The sequence below is a fragment of the Okeania sp. SIO3B5 genome (genome assembly GCF_010692555.1).
Classification (GTDB): Bacteria; Cyanobacteriota; Cyanobacteriia; order Cyanobacteriales; family Microcoleaceae; genus Okeania.
Window position 1 is genome coordinate 32,254 of record NZ_JAAHHG010000031.1, and the last position, 18,010, is coordinate 50,263.

Here is an 18,010-nt window from a genome sequence, read left to right on the forward strand (position 1 = left end):
GGGTGCGCGGAGATTGCTTCCTATCGTCGCAATGACGACTGTTCAACCGGATTCTATATTACGCAAATTGACTTTTAAACCACCATCTGTAGGGGCGAATGGCATTGGCTAACGCCAAGCTCCGCTAACGCCCTCACTGGATTTAGTGCCTGTCCGTAAGTCCTGATAAATTTAAGTAAAACTACTGAATTTGCAAATTTTAAGGTTCTGTAGTATACTTGCCGAGATGTAAAACTCAAGGAAAATCAATAATGAATCAACCCTCAGAATCTAATGCTTCTCACAGTAAAATTACTGTTAATCGCCGTTCCCGAACAAACCTGTTGAATTTAAACAGCTCTAATTCCCTTATTCAAGCGGTTTTAGATACTTGTTCTGATTGTGGGCAATATCCCTGCGAATGCTAGAGTAATGTGCTAAATACTACTGTATTTTTGTCTGGGTACATCTATTAAAATTTTTATAAAAACAGTAGAGAGGGGTTAACGGCCGTTAACCCCTAATATGTTTGGTAGTTATGCTTCAATAATTAATAATTAATAATTAATAATTAATAATTAACAATTAATAATTAACAATTACCTCTCCTTTAAAAGAAGAGGATTGACTCAAAGGAAAATTTTTCTTTATTATCCTCTTCAAAGGGTCGGCTTTAAAACACAATTTTTCGGTAAGTCCTGTATAATTTCCGTTTGTTTGAATTCATCCTAATTTTTTTCATCGTTAATATTGAGTCAAATTTGACAATAATTATAATTTTTATAATAATAAGAATCGTTCTTATTTTTTGTTGTTAAAAAAATGTAAACTTAACTTATAATTATATAAAAATCAGTTAAGCTGAAAGTAAAAGAATAAAAAAAATAAGGAAGAATAAATCATGACAACTGTAGCTGAAATGAAGCTTGTGAACCCTATATTTGCTTAATATCAACTGAAGCAGCCCTTCAAAAAGATGGTAAATACTATTATTATGAACAGTAGAAAAGATTTTAATTTAGTAGTTATTGGAGCGGGCCCGACAGGTTGTCAATGTGCTAGAAGTTTGGCAAAATTGGGAATAAAAGTTTTATTAGTTGAACAGCACGAAACATTTAATAAAAATGACTTTTCTAGTGCTGCAACTCCTCAAGAAACTCTCGATAAATTTGATTTGCCAGAAACAGTAGTCGGTAGTTATTGGCAGAAAATTAGTATTGTGACAACTAATGTTAGTCATACTTGGGAATCAGCAAAAATATTAGGAGCAGTTTTAAATTTTGCCAAACTTAGAGAATTTTTGGCGGGTGAAGTGGAAAGTTATGGCGGTAAAGTTTGGATGGGTTGTCGCTACATTAGACATTTTCAAGAAGGTGGAAAAACTATTGTAGAAATGAGGCGTTTCGGAGGTGAAAAATTTACTGTTTGTACAGAAGTTTTAGTTGATGCAACGGGGCCAGCAAGGGCAGTAATGTATGACAAAAAAAGTAGTAAACCTCAATTTTTAACTGCTGCTGGAATTGAATATTTAATAGAAGTTGAACCAAGAGAATATGAGAAATACGCTAAGGATTTGATTTTTTTCTTAGGTCATAAATGGATGCCGAAAGGTTATTCTTGGATTTTTCCTATGGAACCAGAAAAGCACAGATTAAAAATAGGTGTAGCGCGGTTTAATTTAGAACATAAACAAATAGTTGAAACAAAATCTATGAGGTGGTATTTAGAACTATTGATTAAAGATTATATGAAACTTGAGGAGTATGAATTAATTGATTCTCATGGTTCAACTGTTAGATATTCTGTGGGATTAAAGGATATTTATTGCCAAGATAATATTATTGCTATTGGTGATGCTGTTTCTACTATTAATATGTTGGGTGGGGAAGGAATTAGGCATGGTATGGATAATGCAGAAATTGCTAGTAAATATATAGAAAAATATCTCGATAAACGCTTATCTAGTTTTCGTTCATATCAAAGAGAAATGCAGAGACGATATGCGATTAAATGGAATATTTCTGAACAGATGGGGCGCAGAAGATATATGCAAGATAGTGATGAGTTGATTGACAAAGGAGTGAATTATTTAAAATCTTTGACAGTAGAGGATATGATGAATATTTTATTTGCATATAATTTTCAAAAGTTGTATAAAGGACTGGGTAAGTATTTACAACGTAAAATTAAGTTTGGTTGGCAACAAATGCAAGCATTTAGCGGTCAGCTATCAGCTATCAGCTATGAGTTATTAACTCATTATTTTGGCAGGAAGAATTAGACATCTCCAGAAAAGAGGGATTCAACAATTAATAATTAATTATTAATTATTAATTATTAATTATTACCTCTCTTTTAAAACGGATAGGGTGCATCTCATATTTGCAAAAATACTTTTTTCCTATATATTCCCTGTTCCCTGTTCCCTGTTCCCTAAAAGCAATAACTTTTTGGCTTTATTCAAAATTGAGATGCACCCAACGGATAGGATTAACGAACAGGAAAATTTTTCTTTATTATCCCCTTAAAAGGGGAGGCTTTAAACCACAATTTTTCAGTAAGGAGTAGTGGGGGGAAAGAATTGATAATTTATGTGGGATAATTAATTTTATTTTTTATTATTGGAGATGTTTATAGCATTTCTCATAAAGATGAGGTACATTTACGATCCCCCTAAATCCCCCTTGAAAAGGGGGACTTTGAAACCTCCCCTCTTTTTAAGCGGTTCCCCCCTTATTAAGCTATGCTTTATAAACATCTTTCTTAACATAAAAATTGACACCCATAGACAAGTTATGTTCAAGTCTTTAAAAGATTTTTGTCAGAGAAAAAGTGTACTAAAAAGTACATTTTTTTTGATAACTTAAGTAGTTTTTCCTATCTACTATGATTCTTTCTTCTTTCTCCTTTTTCCCATCCTGGGAGGCAGGGCTGTTTCAAAGTATAGTATATAGGACTTACGCATGAACGCTATTGGTAGGGTGTGTTAGCGCTAGCGTAACTGAGCAGCACACCTTATGTAGTGCCTTTGCGTAAGTCCTGGTATATTAACGATTTAAGGAGAATGGGAGTAATGGGGATAGAGGAACACTGAAATTTACTAAAATTTGCCTATTTTGAGCGCCAATAGGTGTAGTTAAACTCTGAGAGGATATCTGGTTCAATACCGCTTAAAAGCCTCCATCCCCGTGTCTCCGTGTCTGGTGCGTCCCCGTGTCTATTGAGAATGAAACAGCCCTACCTCCTGGGAGGGGGAGGGGCGAGGGGTGGGTACCCTGCTCCCCTGCTTGCCACAAGGTTTTCAGGAGTTCCTTATAAGGGATAGCTTATTAAGGGGGGTTATATCATGTCCGGATAATCAGTGATAAAAAACTTTTTCTCATGAGCGCCTTTTCTTCCCTTCTGCCTCCTGCCTCCTGCCTCCTGCCTTCCTGACTCCAAAGTGTAAGTATTCAACCGGACATGATATTAGGGGGGATCTGGAGGCAGGGGGGGAATCTAAAACTGTACCTCATAAATTAGAGAAGCGTTATATTTAAAATTACTATAATTGTTGGGTTGCGCTGTCGCTTAACCCAACCTACTATTCAAGTTAATTATTAGAGAAGAATACTATGTCTAAAATCACAGAGGTTAATCCAATTATCTGGCAAAATGACCGTGTTTTATTAATTGATCAAACTTGTTTACCAGGAGAATATAAAACTGTAGAAATTAATAACTCTATGGAGATGGCAAGAGCTATTAAAACAATGATAGTTCGTGGGGCACCAGCTATTGGTGTATCGGCAGCTTATGGAATGTATTTAGGGGCGAAAGAAATTTCTATAACTGATAGAAATGAGTTCTTAAAACAGTTAGAAGAAGTGGCTGTAATGTTACGACAAACTCGCCCAACTGCTGTTAATTTATTTTGGGCAATTGAACGAATGTTGAAGGTAGCAAATGAAACTAATAGTTCTGTAGAAAAAATTCAAACTGCTTTATTAGAAACTGCTAAAAATATTCATGCAGAAGATTTACAAACTTGTCAAGCTATAGGCGATCGCGGAGTTGAAGTTTTACCGACTTCTCCAGAAAAATTGAATATTTTAACTCACTGTAATGCTGGTGCTTTAGCTACTGCTGGTTATGGTACAGCATTGGGTGTTATTCGTTCAGCGTGGCGAGAGGGAAGGTTAGCAAAAGTCTATGCTGATGAAACTCGTCCTCGTCTCCAAGGTGCAAAACTCACGACTTGGGAATGCGTGCAAGAAAATATTCCTGTCACCTTAATAAGTGATAACATGGCTGCTCATTGTATGAAACAAGGTTTAATTCATGCTGTAGTAGTGGGAGCAGATCGAATTGCTGCTAACGGAGATACTGCTAATAAAATTGGTACTTATAGTTTAGCTATTGTGGCGAAGGCACATAATATTCCTTTTTTTGTAGCAGCACCTTTATCAACAATAGATTTTAAAATATCTGATGGCAGTCAAATACCAATTGAAGAGAGAGATGCGGTGGAAATATATCAAGTAGGAGAAACACGCATTTGTCCGGAAGGAGTAGAATTTTATAATCCAGCATTTGATGTCACCCCTGCGGAATTAATTGCAGGAATTATGACAGAATATGGTACTGTTGCGCCGGGAGAATTAGGACAGTTTCTTAAGTAGGGGAGTGGGGGAGTAGGGGAGTGGGGGAGTAGGGGAGTGGGGAAGTGGGGGAGTGGGGGAGATCGAGTTGAACCAATATTCCCTTCTGCATTCTTCCCTCTCTCTGCCTTCCTTCCTCTTAATATTATGTCTGGATAATTAGTGATAAAAAAAACTTTCTCTTTTTCCTCTTCTTCTTGCTTCTTTCTTCCCTCCTGAGTCCTGACTCCTCAGTCGTTTATTTATAACTAGGACTTGCTGATTAAATCTAAAAACATTTACAAATAAAGGTTTTAGCCTTTTTAGGTCTGAAATACCTTGGTTTTCAGCTCTTCATGCTCAAAAAGTTAGCATTTTTGCTGCTGAGTTGGGCAAAAAAATTCTCCCCTACTCCCCTACTCCCCTACTCCCCTACTCCCCTACTATTTTAATAATAAGTATTCAACCAGACATAGTATTATTCACAACGCCAAATTTTGACGGTATTGTCACTACTTCCACTCACAATTGTATTATCATAGCCACTAATTGCCACAGAATTTACATCCTTAGAATGCCCGTTTAAAGTATTAATAACTTCTCCAGTTTCCATATTCCAAATCTTAATAGTTTTATCTGCACTGCCACTAATTATTGTTTTTTTATCCAAACAAATTACAGATCTAACCCAATCAGAATGCCCTGTAATTGTTTTGATTAATTTACCTGTTTCTACAGACCATAATTTAATTGTTTTGTCACTACTACCACTGACTAAAACTTTACCATCAGGACTAAAAGCAATTGTATTAATATCTCTAGTATGTCCGATTAATTTATCTATAAGATTACCTGTTTCTACTTCCCATAATTTAATTACATTATCGCTACTACCACTAGCTAGAATTTTACCATCGGGGCTAAAAGTAACTACATTAATGCCACGAGAATTTTTGATGCCGTACAAAAGTTGACAAGTTTCTTGATGCCAAATTTTAATAGTCTGGTCGTCGCTACCACTGGCAATAAAATCTCCATTTGGGCTAAATACTACTGGCATTGAAATAATAGAATTAGAATGTCTGGATAAACTGCAACTTATTGTACCTGTAGCTAAATCCCAAATATTAATAATTCCACCAACATTACCAATAGCTAGGATATTACTTTGAGGATTAAAAGCAATTGATAAAACTATATTAGAAGCTATAAAAGAGTCTAATAATTCTCCTGTAGATAATTTCCACAATTTAATTGTCCGGTCAAAACTACCACTAGCAATCATTTGATTATCTGGGCTAATGGCAACTGATGAAACTGAACTTAAATGACCGGAAATAGTTTGCGGTTTTCCCCAAGAATAAAGATGTAATCCTGGTACATAATTTGTATCTTTGAGAGAAATTTTTGGGAATGAAAATTGGAGTAAAGATGGCTGAGGTGGGGGTGGTAATTTTCCGTAATTCAAATCCTTTAAGACATCTGTAGCAGATTTATAACGTTTGTTTGTAGCTTCAGTAATTAGTTTATCGAGAATATTTCCCAATTCTTTGCTAATCGGATTATCAATTAAATAATCTCGCCATACCCATTTATTTTCCCCAGTATCAAATAGTTTAAATGGAGAAATATTGGTTAGTAAATTGATACAGGTTACGCCTAAACTATATAGGTCACTGGCAAAATTTGCTCTACCTTTTAGTTGTTCTGGAGCTACATATTCGGGAGTACATAATATCGTGCCTGGTTTAAATATTGGTGCTCCAGTTAACTGTTTTGCTACATCAAAATCTACTAATACAAATTGACCTTTTATTCCAGCTTGATAAGCAGAATTTGATGGTAAACGACGAATTATATTTTCAGGTTTAATATCTTGATGAATAATGTTGTGAGAGTGAATAAATTCTAGCACTGGCAGAAGACTATTTAATAGTTCTCGAATTTGATATTCGGAAAATATTCCTTCTGTTTCTAAAACTTGAGCTAAATTTTTTCCAGGTATAAATTCTTGGACTAAATATTGACAATAATCATCATGTAAATTTGCCAATAATTCAGCTATTTGAGGATGTTTTCCTAAAGTATCTAGTTTTTCCGCTTCTTTTTCAAACAAAGCGATCGCTCTTTTTATATCTACTTCATTTTGTGAGATAAAATAAAATTGTTTAATTATACATGGTGGTTTAGAAGGTTTATCTTGATCTACTGCTAAATAAGTTTTACTGAAGCCTCCTTGGCCAATCATTTTAATAGTCCTATAGCGGTCTTTTAGAAGTAACATAGAATCACAAGCTAAACAGATTCTAGCTTCTGGTGGAGAACTAGGATTGTTGCAATTTTCTTTAAGGCAGTAATTCATATTTTTTCTACTCTCCTAACGATAAAATTTAGTCAGCACACCCGATAATTTATAGCAGTTTTCATTAAAAGATTTTGCCTTAAAGGCAGAAGGCAGAGGGCAGAAGGCAGAAGGCAGAAGGAAAAGAAAGGTTCAAAGGGTAATGATTTTTGTTATAACAGATTATATGGGCACTATATAACCTATTTGCGTAGTACTATAAAAAGGTGCTTTAGAAGAGCTTAATTGACATAATAATAATTTTTGACTTTTGACTTTGAACTTTTGACTTAAAAAAGGTGCTTACAACAAGTTGCACTTTAATGAGGTACACCCGTCGCGGGCAAGATGCCCGCACTTGCATTCATTTAATTGTTAATCTTTGTACTTCATATACTAGGAATTCGCTGTAATTGACATAATAATAATTTTTAACTTTTAACTTTTGACTGTTGACTTTTGACTTAAAAAAGGTGCTTTAGAAAAGCTTAATTGACATAATAATAATTTTTGACTTTTGACTTTTGACTTTTGACTTGATAAATTTTTGACTTTTGACTTAAAAAAGGTGCTTACAACAAGTTGCACTTTAATGAGGTACACCCGTCGCGGGCAAGATGCCCGCACTTGCATTCATTTAATTGTTAATCTTTGTACTTCATATACTAGGAATTCGCTGTAATTGACATAATAATAATTTTTGACTTTTGACTTTGAACTTGATAAAATTTTGACTTTTGACTTTTGACTTTTGACTTGATAATTTTTGACTTTTAACTTTTGACTTAAAAAAGGTGCTTACAACAAGTTGCACTTTAATGAGGTACACCCGTCGCGGGCAAGATGCCCGCACTTGCATTCATTTAATTGTTAATCTTTGTACTTCATATACTAGGAATTCGCTGTAATTGACATAATAATAATTTTTGACTTTTGACTTTTAACTTGATAAATTTTTGACTTTTGACTTTTGACTTTTGACTTGATAAAATTTTGACTTTTGACTTTTGACTTGATAAAATTTTGACTTTTGACTTAAGAAAGGTGCTTACAACAGACTCAACTTTAATGAGGTACACCCGTCGCGGGCAAGATGCCCGCACTTGCATTCATTTAATTGTTAATCTTTGTACTTCATATACTAGGAATTCGCTGTAATTGACATAATCATAATTTTTAACTTTTAACTTTTGACTTTTGACTTTTGACTTAAAAAAGGTGCTTTAGAAAAGCTTAATTGACATAATAATAATTTTTGACTTTTGACTTTTAACTTGATAAATTTTTGACTTTTGACTTTTAACTTTTAACTTGATAAATTTTTGACTTTTGACTTTTGACTTTTGACTTGATAATTTTTGACTTTTGACTTAATCACTCCTGTTGCCAAATTTTAATTGTATTATCACTACTACCACTAGCTAAACTCTTTCCGTCCTGAGAAAAAGTAACAGAATTAACATATTTAGAATGACCTTCTAAATTAGCAATTTGCTGGCCTGTTTCCCAATGCCAAATCTTAATAGTTTCATCCTCACTACCACTAGCAATAATATCTCCTTGAGGACTAAAAGCTATGGCACAAATATCTTTTGAATGTCCCTCCAAAGTCTTTAATATTTCACCTTGCTCTATTTGCCAAATTTTAATATTGCGATCGCGGCCGCCACTAACTAAAGTTTTACCATCACAGCTAAAAGCAACCGCATAAATATAATGTACTCCCTGATAATAATTGCATAGAGTCTGAACAGCATTACCTAAATTTAAATCCCATAATTTAATCGTATTATCTTCACTTCCGCTCGCCAAAGTTTTACCATCAGGACTAAAAGCAACCGCACGCACTGGACGTGAATGCCCAGTCAAAGTCATTATCACCTTCCCATAGTTAGAGTCATAAATATCGTCCCCAAGTTGCCAAAGTTTAACATCATTATCCTTACTTGCACTAGCCAAAATTTTGCCATCCGGACTGAAAGCGATCGCCGTTACTCCCTTAGAATGACCAAAATATTGCCCCTGACTCCAGTCACCAAGAATACAAAGAAGTTTTCCTGTCTCAACTTCCCAAAGTCTAATAGTTTTGTCATCACTCCCACTAGCTAAAATTTTGCCATCCCGACTAAAAGCAACAGAGTTGACATAACCAGAATGCCCAAACATAGTCAATATTTCTCTGCCACTATCTACTTCCCACAACTTAATAGTTTCATCCTCACTCCCACTCGCTACAATATTGTCATCAGGACTAAAAGCAACAGAGCAAACCCATTTTTGATGACTGGTGAGAGTATGTAGACATTTCCAAGTTTGAGTTGGTAGAGGTTCAGGTGTAACCTCCGGTGTTTGGATAGCAGTTTTATCTTGAATACGAGTCAAATTAACTTGAGTATTAGCATTTAAAATTTTGATGACTTCATCAACAGACTGATAGCGACGGTTAATAGCATTTTCCACCAGTTTATCTAAAACATAACCCAACTGTTCGCTCACAGAATTACTGTTTAAATAACGTCGCCATACCCAATTACCCTCACCCACATCAAATAAATCAAAAGGGGAAATGTTGGTCAAAAGATGTAAGCAAGTTACCCCCAAACTATATAAGTCACTAGCAAATACTGCTTTACCTCGGCTTTGTTCGGGGGGAGTATATTCCGGAGAGCCAATAGTAGTACCTGTTTTCAACAGTGCCGTACCAATAGCATATTTGGCAGCACCAAAATCTACTAATACTAATTGACTGTCACTGTTTTGACGACGAATAATATTGTCTGGTTTGATGTCGCGGTGAATAACGTTGTGAGAGTGGATAAATTGCAGGACTGGCAGTAAATTATTCAGTAACGCTTTAATTTTCTCTTCATTGTAAGGCCCTTCCACTGCCAGAGCTTGGCCTAAATTTTGTCCGTCGATGAATTCTTGCACTAAGTATTGTCGCCCATCCTGGGTGAAGTGGGCCATTAGTTCGGGGATTTGGGAATGTCTGCCCAATTCATCTAATCTTGTAGCTTCTTTTTCAAAGAGTTCGGCAGCTTTGCTAATATTGTTTGTGCCCTGGGATGCTGGAAAAAATTGTTTAATTACGCAATAGGGTTTGGAGGGTTTATCTTCGTCGATAGCTAAGAATGTTCTGCCAAAACCTCCTTGTCCAATGAGGTTAAGGGGACGATAGCGGTCTTTCAGTAGTAGTTTTGAGCCACAGTTTTGACAATATATGTTCGAGTCTGGGTTTTGGGGAATTTGACAATTGGGGTTGAGGCAATGACTCATATCATGTCCGGTTGAGTAATTAGATTTTGGTGGAAGGAAGGCAGAAGGCAAAAGGCAGGAGGCAGGAGGCAGGAGGCAGGAGGCAGGAGGCAGAAGGTTTTTTCCTATTGCTACGTTGTTTTATAAACGCTCCGATACTACTGGAGATGATATCAGGAAAGACAGAAGTCAGAAGTCAGAAGTTAGAAGTCAGAAGTTAACCCACCCCCGCCCCTCCCAGGAGGGGAAGTAGGGGATTTGAGCTTCGCTCCAAAAATATTTCGCTTTAAAAAGCGGGGTTTTAGACCCAATTATTTTGATAAAACCCCATCGTCTAAATGGTGCCTAAAATTGGTTGGGATCAAAAACTCCATCCAATTGTTCCTTCTGCCCTTTGCCCTCTACCTTCTGTCTTCGTTTATCTCAACGTTGGTTGAAGACCCGCGCTCTCCCGAAGGGGAGCGTCGGGATGTTTGCGTAGCATTCCGGAGGAAAAACCAATCAATGTTGTGGTTTCACACATAATATGCTAAAATGTAAATATTAACAAATAAACAGTAGATGGTCGAAAAAGCGTACAAATTTAGGTTCTACCCAACTCCAGAACAGGAGAATCTGTTGCTGAGAACATTGGGGTGTGTTCGACTGATCTACAACAAAGCTTTGGCAGCAAGAACTCAAGCTTGGTATAAAAACAAAGAGCGAGTAGGATATAAGCAAACTTCTGCTATGCTGACTCACTGGAAAAAACAAGATGACTTAGATTTCCTCACAGAAGTCAGTAGCGTCCCATTACAACAAGGCTTGAGACATCTACAAACAGCTTTCACTAACTTTTTTAGTGGACGTACTAAGTATCCTAACTTTAAGAAAAAGCGCGCCGGGTGGTAGTGCTGAGTTCACAAAGTCCGCATTTAAGTGGAAAGAAGGTCAAGTATATTTAGCTAAATGTGCTGAACCATTACCCATTAGATGGAGTAGACAACTGCCGCCAGATTGTTTGCCAACAACAATAACAGTGAAACTGGATTCCTGTGGTAGATGGTCTGTGTCTTTGAGAGTCAATGATACCAGAGATTTAAAACTTAAACCAGTCAAAAAACAAATAGGTATTGACTTAGGAATTGCCAGTTTAGTTACTACCAGTGATGGAGAAAAAATTGCTAACCCTAAGAATATAAACAAATTACACAAAAAATTAAGGTTAGCCCAAAAATCACTTTCTCGTAAAACTAAAGGCTCTAATAACTATCACAAAGCCAGGATAAAAGTAGCGAGGATACACGCAAAAATTAAAGATTCAAGGTTTGACTATACCCATAAGCTAACCACTCAACTGATTAGAGAAAATCAAACTATTGTAGTTGAAAATTTAGCGGTAAAAAACATGGTCAAAAATCACAACCCACCCCCATCCCCTCCCGGGAGGGGAGCAAGAGGGGTGGGTTGTGATGCCAACTGGGGAGAATTAGTCAGGCAATTAGAGTATAAGGCTGATTGGTATGGCCGAGAATTAATCAAGATTGATAGATATTTTCCTAGTTCTAAACGTTGCTCTAGTTGTGGGCACATAGTAGAAAAATTACCTCTAAATATTAGAGAGTGGGATTGTCCAGAGTGTGCAGCTCACCATGACCGTGATATTAACGCTGCAATAAATATTTTGCGGATGGGAACCCGCGTCGGCGTCAGACGCAAGGGAACGCCCACGCTCGAAGGCTGCGGGACTCGCAGTGTCAGTCTGTGGAGCGACTGTAAGACCCGATGGGAGTAAATCTCGTTTATGCTGGTGCTAAGAAACAGAAAGTCCCTAACAGTGATGCTAGGGAATCCCGCGCTGTCTCGTGAGAGCAGCGTCGGGAGGATGTCAATATATAATTGCCTGAAACTAAATATATTTTTAGCCGATGTATTGTCACATCAAGTCTAACTTTTGATTTTTAACTTCAAATATATTGTCAAAATTTTTAACCCAGGCAATCTCACTTCTAACTTTTGAATTTTGAATTCAAATGACTTTTGATTTTTGAATTCAAATATATAGCAATGTGCGCTGGCATATTTACAAATTTCAGGAGGTGTCCAATAGCTAAAAGTTTTATATCATAAGCTTTTTATCCCCCCTACTGCCTATTGCCTACTGCCTATTGCCTGCGCACAGCGCTATATTGTCAAAATTTTTAGCCCAGGCAACCTCACTTTTGACTTTTGACTTTTGACTTTTGACTTCAAATAACTTTTGACTTTTGACTCCACAAAAAGGGTTGACAATTTGTATACTTAAGGTTAAGATAAAAAGTAAGCACATTGGTATAAAGAACCTCGATAAATGAATAGCAGTAGTTTTTTAGTCATTTCTAGTTTTTTAGGAGTGATTAAGAGGTTGTTTTTCATCTTTGCATGGTACCCCATCGACGCACCTCGCAGAATCGCTGAAACCCTGATTCTCTCGTTGAACTGCGTCGATGCCATGCCAGGAGAGGGTTTGAGGGTCGTCATTTTGGCAAAAATTGCCTTGTTGATTTTTTTATCAAAGGGGTGCGTCGATTTGGGGGTCTGAAAGCCTTGTTCTGTCGTGGTTCCAAAACGTAACTCCCCCCCGCTGGGGTTAATGCGGATTAGTTGGAAACTTGAGATTTGACAATTGATCCGGTCGAAACAACCCCCCCGCTGGGGTTAATGCGGATTAGTTGGAAACAAGAAAATCAGAAGCATCACTTAGTGTTTGAAAATTCCCCCCCGCTGGGGTTAATGCGGATTAGTTGGAAACGTTTGTATTATAATGCAAACAATGACCCCATAATGCCTCCCCCCCCCGCTGGGGTTAATGCGGATTAGTTGGAAACTTCTTGCCATTTTCAAGAGCCTGAATCGTTTCCTCAGACCCCCCCGCTGGGGTTAATGCGGATTAGTTGGAAACTGGAACTGTTTGGTTTTAATCTGATTAAATCTGAGACCCCCCCGCTGGGGTTAATGCGGATTAGTTGGAAACCAAATAATACCCCAAAGGTCATTGAAGACATAGCCACAACCCCCCCGCTGGGGTTAATGCGGATTAGTTGGAAACGATATTGATGATTGCGAACACCTTCTTCACATCTTGCCCCCCCGCTGGGGTTAATGCGGATTAGTTGGAAACAAAGATTTAGGAGAAAAGAAACCATAAAAAAGTAAGAAACCCCCCCGCTGGGGTTAATGCGGATTAGTTGGAAACCCGATATTGCCAATTTTTCTCTGGAGTCAATTTGTGGCCCCCCCGCTGGGGTTAATGCGGATTAGTTGGAAACGAAAGGTTTCCTGGGTGTAAAACATGTCTTGAACTTCCCCCCCCGCTGGGGTTAATGCGGATTAGTTGGAAACATCTTGGGGGACCTCATCCCCTGGCTTAAGCTTCCATACCCCCCCGCTGGGGTTAATGCGGATTAGTTGGAAACCCAAGGCTTTCAGATCTTGCCATGTTTTTGGAGGCGCCCCCCCGCTGGGGTTAATGCGGATTAGTTGGAAACAGGGGGGCATCGTCCTTCTTGATCAAGTTGATCGTCCCCCCCGCTGGGGTTAATGCGGATTAGTTGGAAACAATTATGCTATACACTACTAAAAGGAATAACATTGCCCCCCCCGCTGGGGTTAATGCGGATTAGTTGGAAACACAAGTTTTTCTCGCTTTTGCCATTTCTATTTTAGCGACCCCCCCGCTGGGGTTAATGCGGATTAGTTGGAAACCAAAAGCCCCTGAATGACCTATTTGGATCTGTAAATACAATCCCCCCCGCTGGGGTTAATGCGGATTAGTTGGAAACTTTTGGTAGGGGGAGTCCCCCTACTCCCTCATTTTATAGAGATGTTTTTTGTATAAAACAACTAATGCAGGACAGCAGAAATAACTGGTTACAAAATCCTAAAAAAATTACAAATTAATACTTTTTACTTTTGACTTTTAACTTCCGCGTAGCGGCACTAACTCAACTGCACAACCGCCTGCTCATTCAACAAAATTTCATTAGTCAATAAATCTTCTACTGTTATTCTGAGAAATCTAGACTCATCCACCCAAAACAACACCTTAATTCGATCGCTTCCAGGATTTCCCAGAGGACTTAATTGAGCAATACTACGACCTCCATCTCGATCATTTAAAGGTTTTACCACAGTTTGCTCTCCAGATATTTTGCGAGTAATTAGGCGATCGCCATCGAAATAAACTTCTGTACCACCAGACTCAGCACCCAACTCTCCCAAAATTAATTCAATACTTGGTTGACTATTCACCGAAGCACCCAAAACCAACTCCACAGGATTACCCATTGGATATGGTTGACCAGATTTAATCAAAGGATGCCAACTATGAGCATTTTTCCTTCTATCCCAATAACGGATACCATAACTGTGATACAAAAAGTCCTTAACCTCAACCCCTTGAGTTAATTGTAAAGCTCCCTGAGAAATTGCTTCAAAAGGTTTTTCACAACGAATTTTTGCAGCATCAAAATATTCCTTTACCCAATTTTGTACCGCCGGAATTTGTACCGTACCTCCCACCAACAAAACAGCATCAATTTCTGATAAATCTATTCCTTGCCTTTTTGCCTGTAGTATAACCTGATTCATCGATTCATCAAGACTCACAAAAAATCCCTTTTCTCTGAGAATTTCCTCAAAGCCATCTCGCCCTAATTCCAACTCATAACTTTCTAAACTTTCATCATCAAAATAAACTTCCGTTGCCTGCTGTTGTAAAGACAATTGAATCTTTAACTTTTCTGCCAAACGAGTAGTTAAAGGAGTCTTTTCAATACCCTGATTTTCCACAAAATAATCTACCAACCAATTATCAATATCCGAACCACCCAAATTTTGTCCTGCCTTTGCCAAAACCCTCGCAGTTTTTGCCTTTTGACTTGAACTTTTACCAAATGACTTTTCACCCCATTTCAAAATAAAACCCAAAGGTTGTTTCTGTGCCGAATTATCCAACCGCACCAAAGATAAATCTAAAGTACCCCCACCAAAATCAACCACCAATAAAACTTCTGCATCTGCCATCCCATAACCCAAAGCAGCAGCAGTAGGTTCATCAATCATTCTTACCTGCTCAACCTGTAGAGACTGGCAAACCTCCCCCAACCAATTACGATAAGTCTCAAAACTATCTACCGGAACAGTAAAAATCAAAGATTCTACAGGCAAAGGAACATTCCGAATACCAGCCACAACTGATTGTAAAAATAACTCTCCTGCTTGTTCAAAAGAAACCACCTCACCATCAAGCTCAGGCAAAAATCCTTTAATATCTGAGCCAATACCCCGCTTAAAATTACGAAAGAAGCGAGAATCTGTATTAACATCGTAACCCCTATCTCTAACTTGTTGGCCTATTACTACCTTCTTTTCAGCAGCATTCTCCACATAAACCAAACTCGGAATTAGAGGTGGATTTTGTCCATAAATAATTGACAAACCTGGTAATTTAACAATTTCAGGCTGTTGAGTTGTTTGATTCCAACGGGATATTACCGTGTTACTTGTTCCGAAGTCTATCGCGATCGCCATTCAGCTATCCAATTAAAATATGGCATATTATATCATGAATAAGGGAAAAGCAATTGAACGGATGAAAGACGAGTTTATTTCTGTAGTTAGTCACGAACAAAGCTTTGAGCCTAAACTAAAAGCAATAGCTGATGGCTGACGGCTGAATGCTTACCTTATACCAATTTTAAAAAAGAATGTTACAGATAATAAGCAGTATTAAAATAATTTGTAGGAAATATTTATTGGAGGAAAAAGATAAACTTTTATATAATAAATGGCATAAAACCCATTTATTCTAACTCCTGACTCCTGTCTCCTGACTCCTAAACAGTAACCTAAGTATTTGTAGCAAAGATTTATCAAACTGGTATTATTATTGAATATAAATTCTCAATTCTACAAACTTGAATAGAAATCAAGTTTACTGCTAAATTCAGAGTTTGTTAAAAAAATCTTTGCTTTTCTTGACAAGAAAAAATATTATGATAATATTCGTATTTGAAAACTATTAGTTTACTAAATATGTTGCTTCAAAATACACAAATGACTGCACAAGATTTCCTTGCACAACTTGATGAGATTATTGAAAAACAACATCTACTTAAGCATTCTTTCTACCAAATGTGGAATGAAGGAAAACTTTCTCTAGAAATGTTGCAAGAGTATGCCCAAGAATATTATCTACAAGTTCATTATTTCCCCACTTATGTTAGTGCTACTCATGCAGCTTGTGATGATTTAGAAACTCGTAAAATGCTCTTGGAAAATCTCATGGAAGAGGAAATGGGAGCAGCAAATCATCCGGAATTATGGCTACGTTTTGCGGAAGGTTTGGGTGTAAAACGAGAGGCAGTTAAAAATAGGCAACATTTAGCAAAAACCAAGGAATCTGTAAGTATTCTCAAAGAGTTAGCTCGCAGTGAAAATCCGGCAAAAGGTTTAGCAGCTCTTTATGCTTATGAGTCTCAAATTCCTGAAGTAGCTACTACTAAAATTGCTGGTTTGAAAGAATTTTATGGCATTAATTCTGAAGCAGCTTTAGCCTTTTTTAAAGTACATGAAAAAGCTGATGAAATTCACAGTCAAGTTACACGAGAAGCATTAGTAAAAATGTGCCAAACTGATGTTCAAAAACAGGAAGCATTATCAGCAGCAGCTAAGGCAGTAGATGCTTTAAATTTATTACTTGATGGTGTTTATGAAGAGTATTGTCAAGCTGTGAATTAATTTAGCTATCAGCATTTCAGCACTCAGCTTTCAGCACTACAGCGGTTTTCATCACAGTAAGGGGCAAATTGTCATTCGCTCCTTACTGAACTTTGGTGATGACGATGTATAGCAATGTGCGCTGGCATATTTAGGGTTTGCGTATGGAAAGTATGAGTGGTAGGGGTAGGAGACAGGAGACAGGAGACAACCCACCCCTAATACCAATTTTAAAAAAGAATGTTACGAATAGTAAGAGCGATAAAAATAATTTATAGTAGATATTTATTTGAGATAAAAAGATAATTTAAACCCTAAAAAATGGTATTAAAGCTATTCATTCTGACTCCTGACTCCTGACTCCTGACTCCTAAGAAATACCCTAGATATTTGTAGCAAACATTTATCAATTTGGTATAACCCCTCCCAACCCACCCCTAGCCCCTCCCAACCCACCCCTAGCCCCTCCCAACCCACCCCTAGCCCCTCCCAGGAGGGGAGGGGAAGACAGGAGAAATGGAAATTATAGAGGAGGTAGTCGTAAAAATTGTCCCAAGATTTTTCTGCCATAATCATCCCAAAATACTAGCTTTTTGAGCTTGAGCGACCGAAAAGCTTGCACTTTTTAAAGGCAAAAAAAGGCTGAAACCAATATCAGTAAGTCTAAATACTTACTCAAGTTTTCCCCTCTTTATGTACTACATTTTGTCGTGCGTAATGTAGGCTATAAGATGGAGTGGGCAACTACCGCCGGGTTGTGTACCAAGCACAATTACCGAAAAATTGTGGTTTAAAGCCTCCCCTTTTAAGGGGATAATAAAGAAAAATTTTCATTATTAGTCAATCCTCTTCTTTTCAAGGAGAGGTAATTAGGGCTTGCTGATTAAATATCAAAGTATTGACTGGTTTTGGTTTTACCCTTTTCAGGTACTAAGGGAGTACCCGCTTTTAGGTGGTAATGGTTCAAAAATCTAAGATTTTCGGCATTTCGAGGGGTAGAAAATCACTTTTACGATTCTTCTGACTACTTCTTCTATAATTCCCATTCCTCCTGACTTCACCGATTGCAGGATTGCTG

The 18,010-nt window shown here is 37.4% G+C and carries 8 protein-coding genes, 1 pseudogene and 1 CRISPR repeat array; of the genes and pseudogenes, 5 read left to right on the plus strand and 4 right to left on the minus strand.

Annotated elements, in window-relative coordinates; translation table 11 throughout:
- Nucleotides 1-973: 973 nt before the first annotated feature.
- Nucleotides 974-2,260: an NAD(P)/FAD-dependent oxidoreductase gene (locus F6K54_RS07155; RefSeq protein ID WP_293076017.1), complete on the plus strand. Its 1,287-nt coding sequence runs from the start codon at nt 974-976 to the stop codon at nt 2,258-2,260.
- Between the two features lie 1,333 nt (nt 2,261-3,593).
- A complete protein-coding gene (gene mtnA / locus F6K54_RS07160) occupies nt 3,594-4,640 on the plus strand; it encodes an S-methyl-5-thioribose-1-phosphate isomerase (RefSeq protein WP_293076019.1) in 1,047 nt (348 codons plus the stop codon).
- A gap of 436 nt (nt 4,641-5,076) precedes the next feature.
- Here mtnA and F6K54_RS07165 read toward each other — a convergent pair whose 3' ends face one another.
- The 3 genes from F6K54_RS07165 to F6K54_RS07175 form a co-directional block, all read right to left on the minus strand.
- Nucleotides 5,077-6,960 (minus strand): serine/threonine-protein kinase, encoded by a 1,884-nt coding sequence (locus tag F6K54_RS07165; RefSeq protein WP_293076021.1) that lies wholly within the window; start codon nt 6,958-6,960, stop codon nt 5,077-5,079.
- Between the two features lie 863 nt (nt 6,961-7,823).
- The gene (locus F6K54_RS07170) at nt 7,824-8,048 is read right to left on the minus strand and encodes a hypothetical protein (RefSeq protein WP_293076023.1); all 225 of its coding nucleotides are present in this window, start codon (nt 8,046-8,048) and stop codon (nt 7,824-7,826) included.
- A 265-nt stretch (nt 8,049-8,313) separates the two neighbouring features.
- Nucleotides 8,314-10,215, minus strand: coding sequence for a WD40 repeat domain-containing serine/threonine-protein kinase (locus F6K54_RS07175; protein WP_293076025.1), 1,902 nt, complete (start codon nt 10,213-10,215; stop codon nt 8,314-8,316).
- Nucleotides 10,216-10,241: 26 nt separating this feature from the next.
- On the opposite strand from F6K54_RS07175, the gene F6K54_RS07180 reads away from it, so the two are divergent.
- Both F6K54_RS07180 and F6K54_RS07185 read left to right on the plus strand, forming a co-directional pair.
- On the plus strand, nt 10,242-10,415 hold the full coding sequence (locus F6K54_RS07180; RefSeq protein WP_293076026.1) for a hypothetical protein: 174 nt from the start codon (nt 10,242-10,244) through the stop codon (nt 10,413-10,415).
- Nucleotides 10,416-10,755: 340 nt separating this feature from the next.
- Nucleotides 10,756-12,042, plus strand: a pseudogene (locus F6K54_RS07185) (RNA-guided endonuclease InsQ/TnpB family protein).
- Between the two features lie 746 nt (nt 12,043-12,788).
- A CRISPR array of direct repeats spans nt 12,789-13,994; the repeat unit is 36 nt; unit sequence CCCCCCCGCTGGGGTTAATGCGGATTAGTTGGAAAC.
- A 157-nt stretch (nt 13,995-14,151) separates the two neighbouring features.
- On the opposite strand, the gene F6K54_RS07190 reads toward F6K54_RS07185, so the two are convergent.
- The gene (locus F6K54_RS07190) at nt 14,152-15,744 is read right to left on the minus strand and encodes an Hsp70 family protein (RefSeq protein WP_293076028.1); all 1,593 of its coding nucleotides are present in this window, start codon (nt 15,742-15,744) and stop codon (nt 14,152-14,154) included.
- Between the two features lie 525 nt (nt 15,745-16,269).
- Between F6K54_RS07190 and F6K54_RS07195 the strand changes: the two genes are divergently transcribed.
- Nucleotides 16,270-16,953, plus strand: a complete 684-nt coding sequence (locus F6K54_RS07195; RefSeq protein WP_293076029.1) for a CADD family putative folate metabolism protein — start codon at nt 16,270-16,272, stop codon at nt 16,951-16,953.
- Nucleotides 16,954-18,010 lie beyond the last annotated feature (1,057 nt).